This is a genomic window from Pseudomonas inefficax, from assembly GCF_032164165.1.
In the GTDB taxonomy this organism is placed as follows: Bacteria; Pseudomonadota; Gammaproteobacteria; order Pseudomonadales; family Pseudomonadaceae; genus Aquipseudomonas; species Aquipseudomonas inefficax.
In genome coordinates this window covers 5,232,771-5,252,407 of record NZ_CP134401.1, presented here as the reverse complement: position 1 = coordinate 5,252,407, position 19,637 = coordinate 5,232,771, and the positions used below count along the sequence as shown (strand labels likewise).

Here is a 19,637-nt window from a genome sequence, read left to right as displayed (position 1 = left end):
CACACTTCAGTGTGTGCTGGCCACAACGCTAGAAAGACAGTGCTGGAACTTCTCCACCAACACGTCGATTTCCTCGGCACTGATCGTCAATGGCGGCAGGAACCGAACCACCGCACCATGCCGCCCGCCCAGTTCGAGGATGACGCCCTCGCGCAAACACTGCTGCTGCAGGGCCTTGGCCAGTGCGCCATCGCCAGCCGGCACCCGTGCCTGGCCCGGCGCCGTGCAAACGAGCTCCACACCGACCATCAGACCGCGCCCACGGACATCGCCCATGCAGGCAAAGTCGCGCTGCACCTCGCGCAGTCGCGCCATCAGATGCTCGCCCAGGCGCTCGGCATTGGCCACCAGGCCCTGCGCCTGGATGTAACGCAAGGTCGCGGTACCGGCGGCCATCGCCAGCTGGTTTCCGCGGAACGTTCCGGCGTGGGCCCCTGGTTTCCACACATCGAGGCTGTCGCGGTAAACCACTACCGCCAACGGCAGGCCGCCGCCGACAGCCTTGGAAATCACCAGGATGTCCGGCTCGATGCCGGCGTACTCGAAGGCGAACATCCGCCCGGTGCGCCCGATGCCGCTCTGCACCTCGTCGATGATCAGCGCGACACCGTGCGCCTGGGTCAGCTTGCGCAGGCCCTGGAGCCAGCGCGTCGGCGCCGGAATGACGCCGCCCTCGCCCTGCACCACTTCCACCACCACCGCCGCCGGCAGCGATACGCCGGACTCCGGATCGGTCAGCAGTTGCTCGATGTAGCTGAGGCCGGCGTCCACCCCAGCCTCACCGCCAATACTGAACGGGCAGCGATAGTCATAGGGGTAAGGCAGCACCTGCACATCAGGCATCAGCGAACCCGGCAGTTGCTTTGGCCCCAGGTTGCCCATCAGGCTCAGGGCGCCGTGGGTCATCCCATGGTAGCCGCCAGAGAAGCAGAAGATCCCCTTGCGGCCAGTGGCGATCTTCGCCAGCTTAATCGCCGCCTCGATGCCGTCAGCGCCGGTCGGCCCACAGAACTGGATGCGTGCCTGGGCGGCGAAGGCCGGCGGCAAGGCATTGAACAGGGTCTCGACAAACTCGTCCTTGACTGCGGTGGTCAGGTCGAGGGTGTGCAGCGGCACACCGCTGTCCAGGGTCTCGCGCATCGCCGCCAGGGTGCACGGATGGTTGTGGCCAAGCGCCAGGGTTCCAGCGCCCGCCAGGCAGTCCATGAACAGTTGCCCACGGCTGTCGAGAACATAGAGACCGTGCGCCTCCTTGAGCGCCAGCGGAATGCGACGCGGGTAGGAGCGAGCATTCGACTCGCGCGCAGCCTGCCGCTCCAGCATTGGCTCAGCCTCGAAACTGCGGGCGGGTTGCTGGCGAAAATGCGCCAGGCTGAACAGAGGGAACTGAACATCTTCCATGGATGAACTCCTCGTCTGCATGTAATCAGCGCTGGCCGCCGGATTGAAGGGCAACGCGCAGACTCAGCGGACGCATGTCCGTCCAGTGCTGCTCGATCCAGGCCAGGCACTGGGCCTTGTCCCCCTGCTGGCCAACCACGCGCCAGCCTTCAGGCAGGGCCTTGTAATCCGGCCAGATCGAATATTGCTCCTCATGATTGACCACCACTACGAACCCGCTTTCAGCCTTTTCCCAACTCATTTTCTATTCCTTGGACAAGAGTTTTTTCATGGATCCCGGCTGCCCGATTAAGGCCCAGTCGAGGCGCGCTACGAAACGTGCGAATGCTAATAAATAGCATTAACACTTGCTATATCTTTCGTATATATTTCGCCGGCGCCCGGTGGTCTACCCACGATGGCATTTGGCTGTGACAACTAAGAGAACAAAGGAGCAAGCTCATGGGACGAGGTGTCGGGCAGAACAATGGCCTGTCGGTGCAAGCGCTCATGCCAGACCGCAATCTGCCGCTGCTGGTCAAGCCGGAGCAGCCCGGCGCATGGAGCATCGAGGCATTGCATGCACTGGCCGACGAGTGCCTACATGAAAGTGGCGCCCTCTTGCTGCGGGGTTTCGATGTGCTGGGTGAACAGTCGTTCCAGGCACTGGTACGCAGCTTTGGCCACCCGTTGCTCAACTACGAATTCGGCTCCACCCCGCGCAAGGCAATCGAGCAGGGGGTGTACACCTCCACCGAATACCCCGCGCACCAGGTCATCCCGCTGCACAACGAGCAGTCGTATACCTTGCAGTGGCCGATGAAGATCTGGTTCCACTGTGTCCAGCCCAGTGCAGAGGGTGGCGAAACACCGATCGCCGACAGCCGGCAGATCTACCAGCAGCTCGACCCCACCCTGCGCCAACGTTTCAGCGACAAGCGCCTGATGTACGTGCGCAACTACGGCAATGGCCTCGACCTGCCCTGGGAACAGGCCTTCAACACCGAGGACCGCGCCGTCGCCGAGGCTTACTGCCGGGCCAACCAGATCGCCTTCGAATGGAAGGACGACGGCGAGCTGCGCACCCGCCAGGTGTGCCAAGCCACCGCTCGCCACCCTGTCACGCAAGACTGGGTATGGTTCAACCAGGCCCACCTGTTCCACGTCTCCAACCTGCCGCCAGCGGTGCGTGAAAGCCTGCTGGCCGTGGTCGACGACCCGCTCGACCTGCCGCGCAATGTGTATTACGGCGATGGCAGCGAGCTGGAGGAAAGCGCGCTGGCAGAAATCCGCGGTGTACTGGAGCAATGCACCGTGCGCTTCCCCTGGGAACAAGGCGATGTGCTGATGCTCGACAACATGCTGGTGGCCCATGGCCGCGCCAGCTTCAAAGGGCCACGGCAAGTGATCGTGGCCATGGCCGAACCGGCTCAGGAGTGACCCAGGATGACGACCTCCCATTCGCAGCACGCCGCCAGCACCGGCCAGCAGGCGCTGTGGCAGTACCACCAGCTCAACCCAACCAGCCCGGCATACAACATGGTCGCCGCCCGCGAACTGCGCGCCGACCTCGACCCCGCCACCCTGTGCCGGGCGTTCGCACGGGTGGTCGAGCACTGTGAAACCCTGCACTGCGGCTACCGCGAGCAGAACGGCGTTGTGTTCATGTACCACCCCGGGCAGGTCCGGGTGAACGCCAGCGTCGAGCACAACGATAGCCTGGACAGCAAAGGCGTCGCCGACTGGATCGAACAACACGCCGACCAGCCGTTCGACCTGGCCGCGGCGGACATCTGCCGACTGCGCCTGCTGCAGTGCCAGGGGCGTCTGTACCTGTGCATGGCCGCCCACCATATCAGCGGCGACTTCCTCAGCGTCGAATGGATGCTCAAGCTGACCTTCGCCGCCTACCATGCCGAACTCACCGGCGAGCCGCTGGTGCTGCCCCAGGCCGGGCTGTACTTCGACTGGCTGGACGAGCAACGCGAACTGCAGGCCGAGCACAAGCTCGGCGCGGCCGCCGCCTACTGGCGCGAGCAGCTCACGGGCAACCCGACGGCGCTGACCCTGGCCGCCGACCGCCCTCGCCCACGCACGCCCGGCTTTGCCGGCGGCGAAGTCGAATTACTGCTGGACCAGGCCCGCAGCGACCAGCTGCGCCAGTTGGCCGAGGCGCATGGCGTCAGCCTGTACGTGGTGCTGGCGACCCTGTTCCAGGTATTCATGCACCGCTACACCGGCCAGGACGATTTCCTGATCGGCACGCCGACCATGGACCGCCACAAGGCCCGCTACAAGGAACTGATCGGTTTCACCCTCAACAGCCTGCCGCTGCGCGCCCGTTTCGGCCATGCCCCGAGCCTGGCCGACTGCCTGCGCGACACCGCCCAGCAACTGCGCGAAGCCCTGCGCCATCGCCGCTACCCGGCGGCGCTCCTGCAACAGGAGGTCGCCAGCGGCCCCCTGTTCCACTGCATGATGACCTACATGCCAAGCCGGCGTGACGATGCCTTCGCCGACTACAGCGTACGCGAGCACCTGTTCACCCAGCGTGGCGCCGCCAATGAACTGAACCTGCGCTGGCAGGACGACGGCGTACAATTGCTGGCGCAGTGGCGCTATCGCAGTGACCTGTTCGATGCCGAACGTATCGCCCGCCTGGCTGAAGACTTCGCCTGGTTCGCCGGCAACGCCCTGGCGCACCTGGACGCCCCCGTTCACCAGTTGCCCGCAGCGCCACCGGCCAACAGCGCGCGTCGCGCCGGTGCCTGCCAACCGCCGGCCTTCGCCACTGCCACGGCCGCCTTCGATCACCAGGTCCGCAACCACGGCCAGCGCACCGCCCTGCGCGATGCCGACGGCAGCCTGAGCTACGCCGAACTGGACCAGGCCGCCAGCGCGCTGGCCGAGCGCTTGCGTGAAGCGGGCGCCGGCGCCGGTCAGATCATCGCCATCACCCTGCCCCGCAGCCGCGCACTGATCACCGCCATGCTGGCCAGCTGGAAACTCGGCGCGGCCTACCTGTGCCTGGACCCAACCCTGCCCACCGCACGGCAGCGGCAATTGCTCGAAGACAGCGCCGCCAGCGTGCTGATCGACCCCACCCACACGCTGCACGGCCTGGCCCGCAACGCCAGCGTCGCAAGCGCTGATGCGCATCCGCTGCAACTGGCCTACCTGATCTACACCTCCGGCTCCACCGGCACGCCCAAGGCGGTGCGGGTGACCCAGGGCAACTTGATCCACTACGCCGAGGCCGTGCTCAAGCCATTGGCCCTGAGCCCTGACGCCAGCCTGACCGCACTGGCCAGCGTCGCCGCCGACCTGGGCTACACCGCCTGGTTCGGCGCACTGCTCAGCGGCCGCACCCTGCAGTTGATCAGCGACGAGCTGGCCAGCGCTCCGGAGGAACTGGCCCAGTTCCTGGCGAGCAACCCGGTCGACTGCCTGAAGATCGTGCCCTCGCACCTCGGTGCCCTGCTCGCCGTGGCCGAACCGCAACGCCTGCTGCCCCACCAGTGCCTGGTACTCGGCGGCGAAGGCCTGGACCTGGCCCTGATCAGGCGCATCCAGGCCCTGGCCCCGGGCTGCCGGATCGTCAACCACTACGGTCCCACGGAAAGCACGGTCGGCTGCCTGACCCACGCCGTGCAGGACGACGCCCCGAGCCTGTCCGGGTTCGCCCCGGTCGGCCAGCCGCTGGACAACGTCCAGGCCCAGGTGCTCGACCAGCACCTCACGCTGCTGCCGCTGGGCAGCATCGGCGAGCTGTACATCGGCGGCGCCGGGGTGGCCGACGGCTACCTGGGCCAACCGGGCCTGACGGCCCGCCAGTTCATTCCCGACCCGTTCTCAGGCTTGGGCCAGCGCCTCTACCGCACCGGCGATCGCGTGCGCATGCTGGCCAGCGGCGCCATCGAATTCCTCGGCCGGATGGACGACCAGGTCAAGATCCGCGGTTTCCGTGTCGAACCCGGCGAGGTCGAGGCCTGCCTGCGCGCCTGTGCCGGGGTGCGCGAAGCGGCGGTGCTCGCCCGTGCCCTCAACGAAGGCGAAGCACCACGGCTGATCGCCTACCTGGTGGCCGAGCCCGGGCTGGACCATGATCGACTGCGCCGGCAACTGGCCGAACAACTGCCCGAGCCGCTGGTGCCCAGCCTGTACCTGGAGCTCGACCGCCTGCCCCGCCTGGGCAACGGCAAGGTCGACCGCCACAACCTGCCACTGCCGACCCCGGGCCAACCCGCCGCGCAGCAGCAAGACGCCCCACGCGACCCGGTCGAAGCAGTGTTGCTGACACTGTGGCGCGAAATTCTGGACAAGCCGACACTGTCGATCCATGACGATTTCTTCGCCCAGGGCGGCGACTCGATCATGGCGCTGCAACTGATCGCCAAGGCACGCAAGGCCCAGCTCAAGTTCACCCCCAAGCATTTCTTCGCCCACCCCACCATCGCCCGCCTCGCGGCCACCCTGGACTCGCCGCTCAAGGCCCTGGAGGCGCAATTGCTGGCGGTCTGGCGCGAGGTGCTGGAGCGCCCGGACATCGGCCGCGAGGATGACTTCTTCGGCGTTGGCGGCGACTCCATCATCGCCCTGCAGGTGATCGCCAAGGCCCGCAAGCTGGGCGTGAAATTCAGCCCGAAGGAACTGTTCGCCCACCCGCGCATCGACGCCCTGGCCCTGCTGGTCAGCCAGCGCCAGCCGACACAGCCCGCCCCCGTCACGCCAGCGCCGGCAACACCAGCCAGCGTCTCGGTGTCGCTCGGCGCCGACCAGCGCCAAGCCTTGCAACCGCTGGTCGGCACAGCCCTGGAAGACGCCTACCCGCTCTCGCCGTTGCAGAAAGGCCTGCTGTTCCACAGCCTGCTCGAAGGCGCCAGCGGGGTGTACGTGAACCAGCTGCAGGCCGAGCTGCAAGGCCCACTGGACGCCGAGCGCTACCTGGCCGCCTGGCACGCCACCTTCGCCGCGCACCCGCTGATGCGCACGGCGATTCTGTGGCAAGGGCTGGACGAACCGATGCAAGGCGTGTGCAGTGAACTGACCCTGCCGGTGCAACGCCTGGACTGGAGCGCCCTCGACGCGACGCAGCGCCAGCAGGCCCTGGACGCTTACTGCCAGGCCGACCGCGCACAAGGCTTCGACCCACAGCGCCCACCGCTGCAGCGGGTGGCGCTGATCTACCTCGACGCGCAGCACAGCTGGCTGATCTGGAGCCGCCACCACCTGATTGCCGACGGCTGGAGCTCGGTGATGCTGATGGAGGAAATCCTGGCCCGCTACAACGGCCTCGCCGTGCCATCCCGCCCGCCCTACCGCGACTATATCGCCTGGCTCGCGGCGCAACCGGCCGAGCACAGCCTGCAGTACTGGCAGCAGCACCTGGCGAACTTCGAGGGCGTCGGCAGCCTGCCGGCCCTGAACCCGGCCGAGCCCGTCACCCCGCGCTACCACAGCCACAGCCTGCGCCTGAGCGAGGCCCACAGCCGCCGCCTGAATGACCTTGGCAAGGCCTGCCGGGTCACCCTCAACACCTTGATGCAAGCCGCCTGGGGCCTGCTACTGGCCCGCGGCAACAACCACACCGAGGTCATGTTCGGCGTCACCAGCAGCGGCCGCCCGGACGCACTGGCCGATGCCGGGCAAATGCTCGGGGTGTTCATCAATACCCTGCCGCTGCGCCTGCGCACGGCCCCCGACATGGCCCTGTGCGACTACCTGCAACAGGTGCAGGCGGTCAGCGTGGCCATGCGTGAGCACGAGCAGACGCCACTGGCGCAGATCCTCCAGCAGCACCCTCGCGGTGCCGGTCTGTTCGATACCCTGCTGGTGTTCCAGAACCTGCCGGCGCTCAGCGAACGGCAGTTGCAGGCTGGCGAACTGACCTTCAAGGTCCTCGACAACCTTGAGCAGACCAGCTACGGCCTGACCGTCGAAGTGCTGCCAGGCCGTTGCCTGGAAGTGCTGTTCAGCGCCGACGCCCAGCGCCTGCCCGCCGTCGCGCTGGAGCGCCTGGGCGATGACCTGCTGAACCTGCTGCAGGCGCTGGACTGCCCGCCGGACACCCGCCTCGAGCAGCTCACCACGCTCAGCCCGGCACAGCATCGACGCCTGCTGGACTGGGGGCTCAACCCGGCCGACTACAGCCTCGAACACAGCTGGGAAGCGCGGGTGGCCGCCCAGGTCGCGGCCCACCCCGAGCGCATTGTCGCCCGCTGTGCCGAGCAGTCGCTGACCTACGCGCAACTGTGGCAGCACTCCGAACGCCTGGCCCGCGGCCTGCAGGCCCTCGGCGCGCGGCCCGACCAGCCGGTGGCACTGCTGGCCGAGCGCGGCATCGAATGGTTCTGCCTGATGGTCGCGACCCTGCGTGCCGGCTGCGCCTGGCTGCCGCTGGAGCCCTCGCAGCCGCCGGCACGCTGGCAACAGGTACTGGCGCGCCTGGAAGCGCCACTGGTGGTCTGCAGCCAGGCCTACGCCGAACCCCTGGCCTCGGTCTACCAGGGCCACCGCGCACTGCCTGCCGACCTGCTGGAGATGAGCGCCACCGGCATGCTGCCGAGCGAGCCGGCGCGCGCCGACCAGCTGGCCTACGTGCTGTTCACCTCCGGCTCCACCGGTCAACCCAAAGGCGTGATGGTGCCTCGCGCCGGCATGCTCAACAACATGCTGGCCAAGCTGCGGCCCCTGGGCCTGAACGCCGACGACGTGATCGCCCAGACCGCCCCGGCCTGTTTCGACATCTCGGTCTGGCAGACCCTCACCGCACCGCTGTTCGGCGCCTGCGTGGAGATCATCGGCGATCATCTGGTCCGCGACCCGCAGGCGCTGCTGCAGCTGGTGCGCGAGCGCCGGGTCAGCCTGCTCGAACCGGTGCCGGCGCTGCTGCAGGCGATGCTCGAAAGCCTCGATGGCCAGCCGCTGCCACTGCCGCACCTGCGCTGGGTACTGCCCACCGGCGAGGCGCTGCCGGTCGCCACCGCTCAGGAATGGTTCCGTCATTACCCGCAGATCCCGTTGATGAACGCCTACGGCCCGGCCGAATGCTCCGATGACGTAGCCTTCCAGCCGCTGTACCAGGCCCCTGGCCAAGGCGCCAACGTGGCCATCGGCCGGCCCACCGCCAACAGCGAGCTGTACGTGCTGGGCCACGACCTGCAACCGGTGGCCGACGGCGTGGTCGGCGAACTGGCCATCGGCGGTATCGGTGTCAGCCGCGGCTACCTGGCCGACCCGGCACGTACTGCCGCCAGCTTCATCCCCAACCCGTTCGGCGCGCCGGGCAGCCGCCTGTACCTGAGCGGCGACCTGGCCCGCTGGGACGCCGACGGCGTCCTGCAGTACCTGGGCCGCAAGGACTTCCAGCTCAAGCTGCGGGGCTTCCGTATCGAGCCCGGCGAGATCGAGGCGCACCTGGAGCGCCACCCGGATGTGCTGCGCGCCATGGTCAGCCTGCAACACCTGGGCGGCAGCGACATGCTGGTTGGCTACTGGCAGGGACGCAGCGGCCATCAGCTCGATGACAACCTGCTGGCCCAGCACGTGCGCGACAGCCTGCCGGCGTACATGGTGCCGTCGCTGTGGGTCGCCATGGACACCTGGCCGACCAACGCCAACGGCAAGGTCGATCGCAAGGCCCTGCCGCCACCGTCGCTGCAACAGGCCGAGGTCGAACCCCTGGCCAGCGAAAACGAGCGATTGCTGGGCGAGCTGTGGGCGACGCTGCTGCCCGCCCAGCCACTGGGGCGCAACAGCCACTTCTTCGAGGCCGGCGGCCACTCGCTGCTGGCCACCCGGCTGATCGCCCGGGTTCGCCAGCGCTGCGCCCTGGAGCTGCCGCTGCGCGGCGTGTTCGAGGCACCGCTGCTGTGGCAACTGGCCGCCCGCCTGGATGCCCTGGCCGCCGAGCCGGCCCAGGCCACGGCGGGCCCGCAACTGCTGCCGGTAGCGCGCCAGGCGCACATGCCGCTGTCGCTCAGCCAGCAACGGCTGTGGATGGTCGATCGCCTGCACGGCCCGTCGGCGGCCTACAACATGGCCGCCAGCCTGACCCTGGACGGGCCGCTGGAAATGCCCGCGCTGCGCGCCACCTTCAATGCCCTGCTGGCGCGCCACGAAGTGCTGCGCAGCAGCTACCAGGACATCGACGGCGAGCCGATCACCCTGATCGCCGAACAGCTGGAACTGGACGTCACCCTGCGCGATCTCAGCGCGCTGGACGACGCCCAGCGCCAGCAGGTGGCCGAACAGGAAAGCCTGGACAACCTGCGCCTGCCATTCGACCTGCGCCAGGCCCCGCTGATCAGGGCCCGGGTGCTCAAGCTCGGTGAACAACAGCATCTGCTGTTGCTGGCCCTGCACCACATGGTCGCCGACGGCTGGTCGGTGGGCGTGCTGGTCAACGAGTTCAGCCAGCTGTATGCCAACCTGCGCGAGGGGCGCCAGGCACCGTTGCCGGCGCTGCCGGTGCAGTACGCCGACTACGCGGCCTGGCAGCGCCAATGCCTGCAAGGCGCCGCACTGGAGCGCGAGGTCGACTTCTGGCAGGGCCAGTTGCACGACGCGCCCCAGGTGCTGGCCCTGCCCAGCGACTGGCCGCGCCCGGCCCAGGCCGACGCCCGCGGCGCCGCCAGGGCGCTGGAAATTCCCGCGCCACTGCTGGCCCGCCTGGAAGCCCTGGCCCTGGCCGAAGGGGTGAGCCTGTACATGCTCCTGCTGGCCAGCTTCGAGCTGCTGCTGCACGCGGTCACCGGTGCCGACGACCTGCTGCTGGGCACCGACGTCGCCGGCCGCGAGGAGGCCAACCTCGAAGGCCTGATCGGCTTCTTCGTCAATGTCCTGCCGCTGCGCTCGCGCCGGCTGGCCGGCGAAAGCCTGCGCGCGTTCCTCGGCCGCACCCGCGACACCTGCCTGCAGGCCCTGGAGCACCAGGCGCTGCCGTTCGACCGCATCGTCGAGGCGCTGCAGGTCCCGCGCGAGCGTAGCCGCAACCCACTGGTGCAGGCGCTGTTCGTGCTGCAGAACACCCCCGAGGGCGACTTCTCGATCCCAGGGCTCGAGGTGCGCATGCGGCCTGCCGCCGAACGCACCAGCAAGTTCGACATGGCGCTGTTCCTCGAGCGCCACGGCGAGGTCATGCGCGGCGACTGGGTTTACGCCCGCGCCCTGTTCAAGGGCGAGCGCATCGACGCACTGATCGACGCCTGGCTGAACCTGCTGCAACAGGTGGTCGACCAGCCCCACGCCGCCCTTGCCCATTTCACCGTCACGCTGCCCACCGTGGAGACACCGGCCTTGGCAAAACCAGCCCCATCGTCCAGCAAGCTCGACAAACTGAAGAAACTCCCGGCCCGCGCCGCCGCGCCCCGGCCACTGATCCGCACCTCGGCGCTGCAACCCGGCCGCGAGTTCCCGCTGCTGATCGAGCCCGTGGCCCCGGACCTGGACCCGGTGGGTTGGGCGCAGAGCTCCCGCGACCTGATCGACACCCTGCTGTGCCAACACGGTGGCCTGCTGTTCCGCGGTTTCGCCCTGGACGACCCGAAAGCCTTCGAAGCCTTCGCCGAAGCCATTCACCCCGGCCTGTTCGGCGGCTACGGCGACCTGCCGAAGAAGGAAGGTGGGCGCAACATCTACCGCTCCACGCCTTACCCGGAGCGGGAAATGATCCTGTTCCACAACGAGAGCTCGCACCTGCCCCGCTCGCCGCGCAAGCAGTGGTTCTACTGTGAGCAACCGTCGCCGGTCGGCGGCGCCACGCCGATCGTCGACTGCCGCGAGCTGTACCGGCAACTGCCGCCGGAGCTGGCCGAAGCCTTCGAACGCAAGGGCCTGCTGTACGTGCGCACCTTCACCGAGCGCCTGGACGTCAATTGGCGGGAGTTCTTCAAGACCGACAGCCGCGAGCAGGTCGAGGACCTGTGCCGGGCCAGCAACACCGAGTTCCGCTGGCTGGCCAACGACGAACTGCAAACCCGTACCCGTTGCCCGGCGGTGATCCGCCACCCGCTGAGCGGCGAGCGCAGCTTCTTCAACCAGTTGCAGCTGCACCACACCTTGTGCCTGGAGCCCCAGGTACGCGAAGACCTGCTCAACATGGTCGGCCAGGAGCGTATGCCGCGCCAGGTGTACTTCGGTGACGGCAGCCCGATCGACGACGCCAGCATGGCCCTGATCGGTCGCCTGTACGAAGCCTGCGCGGTGCGTTTCGACTGGCAGCGCGGCGACGTGGTGATGCTCGACAACCTGATCGCCGCCCACGCCCGCGACCCGTACGAAGGCCCGCGCAAGATCGCCGTCGCCATGGGCGACATGCATGAACCGGCCCAGCTGGCCGCCCGACACACCGCAATGGAACTGCAGGATCAGACCGCGCAATGAACCACACCCTGGATTTGAGCCACGACCTACCCCTCAGCGCCGAACAGGCCCTGGCCGTGCAGCACGGCCGCGCGCCCCTGCAGCTGGGCGTCAACCTTGCCGGGCCCCTGCAGCCGGGCCGCCTGCACGAAGCCTTGCTGCAGGTGATCGAGCGCCACACCAGCCTGCGCGTGGCGCTGCGCCCATCGACCCTCTACCGCAGCCTGCGCCAGAGCGTGGTCGCCAGCACCCTCGACTGGCACCTGCTGGACGCCGGGCAGCACGCCGAGGCCCAGGCCCTGGCCGCCCAGCCGCTGGCCATCGACCAGGGTGCCCTGGTGCGCGCTGTCCTGCGCCAGCAGGGCCCCGAACAGTGGCGGCTGGACCTGTACGTCGCCACCTGCGCCAGCGACCGGCTGAGCCTGCAGAACCTGCTCGGCGAGCTGGCCGCGCTGTATGCCCAGCCCGATGCGCCACTGGAGGAAGCCTTCCAGTACAGCCAGTACGTCGAGTGGCGCAACGACCTGGACGCCGATGAGGAAGCCCCCGCCGGGCGTGCCTACTGGGCCGGCCTGCGCCTGGAACACCTGGCCCCGGTACGCCTGGGCAGCCTCGCCGAGGCCTCGCCGCAGGCCCCTGGCAACGCCGTGCAACAGGCCCTGCCCGAAACGCTGCAGGCACAGTTGCAACAACTGGCCGAAAGCGCCGGGCAAGCACTGGATACCGTGCTGCAGGCAGCCTGGTGGGCGCTGCTGGCGCGCATCGGCGGCAACGCCGAGTTCATCGCCGGCTGGCAACAGGACTGCCGCTTCGACTATGAGACCCTGGCCAACGGCATCGGCGTCTACGAGAAGATCCTGCCCCTGGCCCTGGCACCTGCGCTCGACCAACCCTTCAGCGCCTGGCTGCAACGCCTGGCCGAACAGCTCGAAAGCCATGCCCAGCAACAGGAGTACTGGAACGTCGCCGACACCACGCTGACGCTGCAGCGCACCGTCGGTTTCAACCTGGTGCGCCACAGCGCGGCGTTCGCCAGCGGCGGCCTGCGTTGGTCGGTCGATACCCTGCCCGGCGCCGATTCGGGCTTCGAACTGGCGCTGCAGGTAACCCTCGACGCCCAGGGCCAGCTGCAGCCACTGAGCCTGCAGTCACCCACCGCGCAGTACCCCGAGGCCGACCTGCGCTGCCTGCTGGAGCAGTATGCACAGCTACTCGAAGCACTGGTCGAACAGCCACGCCAGCGCGCCATCGGCGAACTGCCACTGAGCCCGGCGGCGCATCAGCGCCTGCAGCAAAGCCTGCGCGGCCCACAGCGCGACTTCGGCAGCCGCCCGCTGATCGAGCGCCTGGCCCACTGGGCGCAGCACAGCCCCGACGCCCCGGCGCTGATGGCCGCGGGGCAGACCTTGAGCTATGCCCAGCTGCATGCGCAGGTCGAGCACCTTGCCGGGGTGCTGCAGGCGCGCGGCATCGGTCGCGGCGCCAACGTCGCGCTGCTGCTGCCACGCTCGGCCGAGCTGCTGCTCGGCCTGCTCGCCGTGCTGCGCGCCGGCGCCGCCTACGTACCACTGGACCCGGCCTGGCCACAGGCGCGCGTCGAGCGGATCCTCGCCGACGCCCAGCCGCAGCTGTTGATCGGCGGCCCGCAGGGCAACGCCCTGGCCGAGCTGCTCCAAGCCCCCGCCGCCGCACCGGCCGACCCTGACATCAGCCTGGCCGATGCCGCCTACCTGCTGTACACCTCCGGCACCAGCGGCGAGCCCAAGGGCGTGCTCATCGAGCACGGCCAACTGCTCAACTACACTGCCGCGGTCAGCGAAGCGCTCAGCCTGGCGCAGTGCCGGCGTTTCGCCCTGATTTCCTCGGTGGCCGCCGACCTTGGCAACACCACCCTCTACGCCGCGCTGTGGACCGGTGGTTGCCTGGTGCTGGCCGACGACCAGGCCAGCCGCGATGCCGCCGCCTTCGCCCGCTATCTCGAAGCCGGGCAAGTCGACTGCCTGAAGATCGTGCCTTCGCACCTGGCGGCGCTGCTCGAAGGCCAGCAGGCCTGCAGCCTGCCCCAGGTGCTGATCCTCGGCGGCGAGGCCTGCCCCGGCAGCCTGCGCCAGCGCATCGAACAGCTGGCGCCGGGCAGCCGCGTGCACAACCACTACGGCCCCACCGAAACCACCGTGGGCGTGCTGTACAGCCTCGACCAGGGCTACAGCCCACGCGCCCCGCTTGGCCTCGAACACGCCCTGGCCAACACCTGGGTGCGCCTGCTCGAAGCCACGCCGGCCGGCCTGCAACCGGCCCCGCTCGGCGCCCTGGGCGAGCTGTACATCGGCGGCGCCCAGGTCTGCCGTGGCTACCTGAACCGCAGCTCCGATGCCTTCATCGACGACCCGCTGCAACCCGGCCAGCGCCTGTACCGCAGTGGCGACCTGGCGCGCCTGTCGGCCAGTGGCCAGCTGCAACTGGCCGGGCGCAGCGACAAGCAGATCAAGATCCGCGGTTTCCGCGTCGAGCCCGGCGAACTGGAAGCGGCCCTGGCCGCCCTCGAAGGGGTCAGCCAGGCCGTGGTGCAGTTCCACAACGCCAGGCTGCTGGCCTATGCCGTCAGCCAGCGCGACAGCGCCGCGTTGCTCGGCGAACTGCGCACTCGGCTGCCCGACTTCCTGGTGCCGGCGCAACTGCTGTGCCTGGCCGAGCTGCCACGCCTGGCCAACGGCAAGGTCGACTTCGGCGCGCTGCCGAGCGCCGACAGCCAGGCCAGCGAGCGGGTCGAGCTGCCACCGCGCGACGCCCTCGATGCGTTGCTCGTCGACCTCTACAAGGAGCTGCTCGAACGGGCGGCCCTGAGCATCGACGACAGCCTGTTCGACCTCGGCGGCCATTCGCTGATCGTCATCAAGCTGTGCACTCGCCTGCGCAGCCTGCTGCAACTGGAAGTGGCCCCGGCGCTGGTGTTCGACCACCCCAGCGTGGCGGCGCTGGCAGATGCCCTGCGCGCCCAGGAAAGCCAGCCAGGCAAGCTGCTGAAGATCGCCGAGCTGCGTCGCATGCTGGCGGCGATGTCGCCCGAGGAACGCGCCGCCCTGCAGGCCCGCGCCCAATCCGCCGCTGCGCCAAGGAGCTGATGCCATGCAACTCGACCCCCAGCAACTGGCCGAGCGTATCGCCAGGCTCGCCCCGGAAAAACGCCAGGCCTTCGCCGCGGCCCTGGCCGCCCAGGGCTTCGCCCTCAGCCGCCTGCCAATCGTCGCGGCCAGCGAACCTGGCCCGCACCCACTGTCGTGGGCGCAGCAGCGCCTGTGGTTCCTGCATCGCCTGGAGCCGTCCAGCAGTGCCTACAACATGCCGGCGGCCCTGCACCTGCGCGGTCACCTGGACAGCGCGGCGCTGCAACGCAGCTTCGACCAGCTGATCGAGCGCCACGCGATCCTGCGCAGCACCTTCGACGAAGTCGACGGCCAGGCCCGCCAGACCGTCCACCCGCAGTTGCCGATGCCCCTGGCCCAGGTGGACTTTTGCGCGCTGCCCGCCGAGCAGCGGGCCGTGCGCCTGCAACAACTGATCGACGCCGAGAGCAACCGCCCCTTCGACCTGCGCCAGGCGCCGCTGCGCGGCCTGCTGGCGCGGCTGGACAGCGATGAGCACGTGCTGATCCTGTGTGCCCAGCACATCGTCGCCGACGGCTGGTCGCTGGGCATCCTGGTCAAAGAACTGACCGCCCTCTACAGCGCCGCCCTGCAAGGCCGCGACAGCGACCTGCCGGGCTTGCCGATCCAGTACCACGACTACGCGGTCTGGCAGCAGACCAGCCTGAGCGACAGCGCGCTGGCGACCGACCTTGCCTACTGGCGCGAGCAGCTGGGCAGCGAACAGCCGACCCTGGAGCTGCCCACCGACCACCCACGGCCCCGGCAGCCGAGCGGGCGCGGCACGCGTCACCAGCTGCGCATCGAGGCGCCGTTGTGCCAGGCCCTGCGCGAGCTGGCCCAGGCCCGTGGCACCACCTTGTTCAGCGTGCTGCTGGGCGCCTTTAACGTGCTGCTGTACCGCCTCAGCGGGCAGACCGACCTGCGCGTCGGCGTGCCTGTGGCCAACCGTACCCGGGTCGAGACCGAGGGCCTGATCGGCTGCTTCATCAACACCCTGGTGCTGCGCTGCCAACTCGACGGTCGCCAGCCCTTCAACGCCCTGCTCGACAGCATCGAGCAGACCCGCCGCCAGGCCCTGGCCCACCAGCAATTGCCCTTCGAGCGGCTGGTCCAAGCCCTGGAACCCGAGCGCCAGCTGCAGCACTCGCCGCTGTTCCAGGTGATGTTCAACCTGCTCGACGGCCAGACCCCGCGCCGCCTGCAACTGCCCGGCCTGGAGATCGACGAGATCGAGCGCGAGCAGCTGACCGCGCATTACGACCTGGTGCTCAACGTCGTCGAGCGCAGCGACGCCCTGGAAGTCACCTTCACCGGCAATGCCGACCTGTTCGAACACGCCACCCTGGTCGGCCACGGCCACAGCTATGCCACCCTGCTGCACAGCCTGGTGCAGGCGCCCACGGCTCGTATCGCGCTATTGCCGCTGTACGACGGCGAGCAACAGCAGCGCCTGCTGGCCGACTGCCAGGCTTCGCTGGCGCTCGGCCCACTGCCGGAGCTGGTGCACCTGCGCCTGGCCGCGCAGGCGGCCGAGCAGCCCGAGCGCATCGCGCTGATCCACGACGACAGCACCTGGAGCTACGCCACCCTGCAACAGCGTGTCCAGCTGATCAGCCGCCACCTGCTGGCCCTGGGCCTGCCCGCCGAAGCGCGCATCGGCCTGTGCCTGCCGCGCGGCCTGGACATCGTCGCCGCGGTGTTCGGCACGCTCAATGCCGGGCTGACCTTCGTGCCACTGGACCCACAGTTCCCCGGCGAGCGCCTGGCGCACATGATCGACGACGCCGATATCCGCCTGGTGCTGGTCACCCCAGAGACCCAGGCGGTCATGGCGCCCTACCAGCGCCCGTGCCTGGACGTCACCGCCCTGGACGCCACGGCGCCAGCACTGGCCGGGGTACCGAGCACACGCCCGGTGCAGCGCGAACAACTGGCCTATGTCATCTACACGTCCGGCTCCACCGGCAAGCCCAAGGGCGTGGCGGTCACCCACCGCTCCCTGGCCGGCTACAGCGAAGTCGCGCGCGCCTACTACGGGGTCGCTGCCGACGACCGGGTGCTGCAGTTCTCGACCTTCAACTTCGACGGCTTCGTCGACCAGCTGTTCCCGCCGTTGGTGTGCGGCGCGGCCCTGGTGGTGCGCGGCCCGGAGCTGTGGGACAGCGCCGAGTTCCATGCACGCCTGTACCGCCACCGGATCACCGTCGCAGCCTGCCTGACCACTGCATACTGGTTCCAGCTGGCCCAGGATTTCGCCCGGCAGCCGCACGCGGCCTACGGCGAGCTGCGCCTGGTCAGCGTCGGCGGTGAAGCGATGCCCAGCGCCGGCCTGGATGCCTGGCGCAAGGCCGGCCTGGCCGCGGTGCGCCTGCTGAACATCTACGGCCCCACGGAAATCACCGTGGTCTCCAGCATCCAGGACTGCAACGCGCTGCTGCAGCGCGACCCACTGCCACTGCAACTGCCGATTGGTGCGCCGCTGCGCGGGCGCGCCTACTACCTGCTGGACCGCGACGACAACCTCACCCCGCCGGGCGTCCCTGGCGAGCTGTGCGTCGGCGGCGAGCTGCTCGCCCGCGGCTACCACGACGTGCCCGGCCTCACCGCCGAGCGCTTCTGCCCCGACCCCTACGGCCCGCCCGGCAGCCGCATGTACCGCACCGGCGACCGTGCCCGGCGCCTGGCCGACGGCACCTACGAGTACCTCGGGCGCATCGACCAGCAGGTCAAGCTGCGCGGCTTCCGTATCGAACTGGGCGAGATCGAGTCGCGCCTGCGCAGCCACCCTCAGGTGCGCCAGGCCCTGGCGCTGGTACGCGAGGACCGTCCCGGCGACCGCCGCCTGGTGGCTTACCTGGTGTACCACGAGCAGGCCCCGCAAGCCGCCGAGCTGCGCCAGCATCTGGCCGCGCAGTTGCCCGACTACATGGTGCCCGCCGCCTTCGTGACCCTGGCGCAGATGCCCATGACCCCCGGTGGCAAGCTCAACCGCGCCGCCCTGCCGGCACCGGACTACAGCGCCCAGGGCAGCAGCCAGCGGGCGCCGCAGAGCGAGCGCGAGCAACAGTTGCTGGCGCTCTGGCAGAACGTGCTGGGGCAGCAGGCGATCGCCATGGACGACAACTTCTTCGCCATTGGTGGCCACTCGCTGCTGGCCGCGCAACTGGTTGCGCGCATTCGCCTGGAGCTGAACCTGGAACTGCCCCTGCGCAGCCTGTTCGAGGCGCCGACCATCGCCCAGCTGGCGTTGCTGCTGGACAACGCCGCGCCCAGCCGCCAGGCACCGATCACCGTGGCCGCGCTGCCGGCCGATGGCCGCCGGGTGCTGTCCCACGCCCAGCAGGGCATGTGGCTGGTACAGGCGATGCAGCCGGACAGCGCGGCCTATCACATCCCCAGTGCCGCGCGGCTGCTCGGCCAGCTCGACCTGCCCGCCCTGCGCCAGGCCTTCCAGCACCTCGGCCAGCGCCACGAAGCGTTGCGCAGCAGCTTCCACGAACAGGACGGTACGCTGCATGTGCGCGTACAGGACACCCTCGAACTGCCGTTCGAGCTGCATGATCTGGGCCCTGTGCCCGAGGCCGAACGCGAGGCCAGCGCCAAGCGCCTGCTGATCGAACTGGCGACGCGCCCCATCGACCTGCGCCAGGCACCGCTGCTGCGCCTGCACCTGGTCCGCCTGGACGAGCGCCAGCACCTGCTGTTGCTGGTGATGCACCACATCGTCTCCGACGGCTGGTCGATGGGCGTGCTGGTGCGCGAGCTCAGCCAACTCTACAGCGCGGCCCTGAGCGGCAGCGCGACGACCCTGGCGCCACTGCCGATACAGTACAGCGACTACGCCGCCTGGCAACGCCAGCAGCTGGCCAGCACCCAGCAAGCCCACCTGGGCTACTGGCAACAGGCCCTGGGCGAGCCCCTGCCGCCGCTCGAACTGTTCAGCTATCGCCCGCGCCCGCAGGTGCTCAGCGGCCAGGGCGCACGGTTGTCGTTCCAGGTCGCCGCGGCCCCGGCCCAGGCACTGAAACAGCTGTGCCTGGGCCATGGCGCGACCTTGTTCATGGGCCTCTTGGGGGTGCTGCAACTGAACCTGTACCTGCACAGCGAACGCGCCCAGGCGGTGATCGGCACCGACGTGGCCAACCGCGAGCACAGCGAGACCGAGGGCCTGGTGGGCTTCTTCATCAACCAGCTGGCGCTGCGCGTCGATGTCGGCGGCAACCCCAGCTTCAACGCCCTGCTGCAACGCCTGCGGCCTCAGGTGCTGGAAGCCTTCAGCCATCAGGCGTTGCCGTTCAACACCTTGGTGGAGGTGCTCAACCCGCCGCGCAGCCTGGCCTGCAACCCGCTGTTCCAGGCCAAGCTGGTGCTGCAGAACCACCCGGACGGCGCCCTTGAGCTGCCGGGCCTGACGATCGCGCCCGAACGCATCGAGCATGGCCAGTCGCAGCTGGACCTGCACCTGAGCGTGGAAGAAAGCCAGGGCAGCCTGGCCTGCACCCTGAAATACAGCACCGACCTGTTCGAGGCCCACAGCGCCGAAGCGTTTGCCGCAGCCTTCGTGAGCCTGCTCGAACAGCTGGTCGCAGCCCCTGAAGTACCCGTGCAGACAGTGGTCGAACCGCTGCGCCGGCAGCTTCAGGAACAACGCATGCAGCACGTGAGCGCACGCAGCGAACAGAGCCTGGCCCGCCTGGGCAGCAGCCGTCGCCGCGCCCGCATCAGCACCGACTCTATGGAGGGATAAGA

6 protein-coding genes are annotated in these 19,637 nt (G+C 68.9%); 4 read left to right on the top strand and 2 right to left on the bottom strand.

Annotation, left to right across the window (positions count from 1 at the left end):
* Positions 1 to 6: 6 nt before the first annotated feature.
* Positions 7 to 1,422, bottom strand: coding sequence for a diaminobutyrate--2-oxoglutarate transaminase (locus RIN61_RS23620; RefSeq protein ID WP_125859229.1), 1,416 nt, complete (start codon positions 1,420 to 1,422; stop codon positions 7 to 9).
* Between the two features lie 4 nt (positions 1,423 to 1,426).
* Positions 1,427 to 1,642 carry an MbtH family protein gene (locus RIN61_RS23615; protein WP_313854486.1) on the bottom strand — a complete coding sequence of 72 codons (216 nt, stop codon included), beginning with the start codon at positions 1,640 to 1,642 and terminating at the stop codon, positions 1,427 to 1,429.
* A 200-nt stretch (positions 1,643 to 1,842) separates the two neighbouring features.
* Here RIN61_RS23615 and RIN61_RS23610 point away from each other — a divergent pair, with 200 nt between their 5' ends.
* Genes RIN61_RS23610 through RIN61_RS23595 form a run of 4 tightly spaced genes read left to right on the top strand, consistent with a single transcriptional unit; the run spans position 1,843 to position 19,635 of the window.
* Positions 1,843 to 2,820, top strand: a complete 978-nt coding sequence (locus RIN61_RS23610; RefSeq protein WP_125859231.1) for a TauD/TfdA family dioxygenase — start codon at positions 1,843 to 1,845, stop codon at positions 2,818 to 2,820.
* Positions 2,821 to 2,826: 6 nt separating this feature from the next.
* Complete coding sequence (locus RIN61_RS23605) at positions 2,827 to 11,763, top strand: non-ribosomal peptide synthetase (protein ID WP_313854483.1); 8,937 nt, start codon at positions 2,827 to 2,829, stop codon at positions 11,761 to 11,763.
* Entirely contained in the window at positions 11,760 to 14,864 is a 3,105-nt protein-coding gene (locus RIN61_RS23600; RefSeq protein ID WP_186556091.1) for an amino acid adenylation domain-containing protein, read from the top strand. The genes RIN61_RS23605 and RIN61_RS23600 overlap by 4 nt, the downstream gene beginning before the upstream one ends.
* A gap of 4 nt (positions 14,865 to 14,868) precedes the next feature.
* Positions 14,869 to 19,635, top strand: coding sequence for a non-ribosomal peptide synthetase (locus RIN61_RS23595; protein WP_313854480.1), 4,767 nt, complete (start codon positions 14,869 to 14,871; stop codon positions 19,633 to 19,635).
* Positions 19,636 to 19,637 lie beyond the last annotated feature (2 nt).

Excerpts from the sequence above, each read along its gene's own strand:
- RIN61_RS23600 (WP_186556091.1), top strand. The coding sequence starts at position 11,760 with ATGAACCACACCCTGGATTTGAGCCACGACCTACCCCTCAGCGCCGAA.
- RIN61_RS23605 (WP_313854483.1), top strand. The coding sequence starts at position 2,827 with ATGACGACCTCCCATTCGCAGCACGCCGCCAGCACCGGCCAGCAGGCG.
- RIN61_RS23615 (WP_313854486.1), bottom strand. The coding sequence starts at position 1,642 with ATGAGTTGGGAAAAGGCTGAAAGCGGGTTCGTAGTGGTGGTCAATCAT.
- RIN61_RS23620 (WP_125859229.1), bottom strand. The coding sequence starts at position 1,422 with ATGCAGACGAGGAGTTCATCCATGGAAGATGTTCAGTTCCCTCTGTTC.
- RIN61_RS23610 (WP_125859231.1), top strand. The coding sequence starts at position 1,843 with ATGGGACGAGGTGTCGGGCAGAACAATGGCCTGTCGGTGCAAGCGCTC.
- RIN61_RS23595 (WP_313854480.1), top strand. The coding sequence starts at position 14,869 with ATGCAACTCGACCCCCAGCAACTGGCCGAGCGTATCGCCAGGCTCGCC.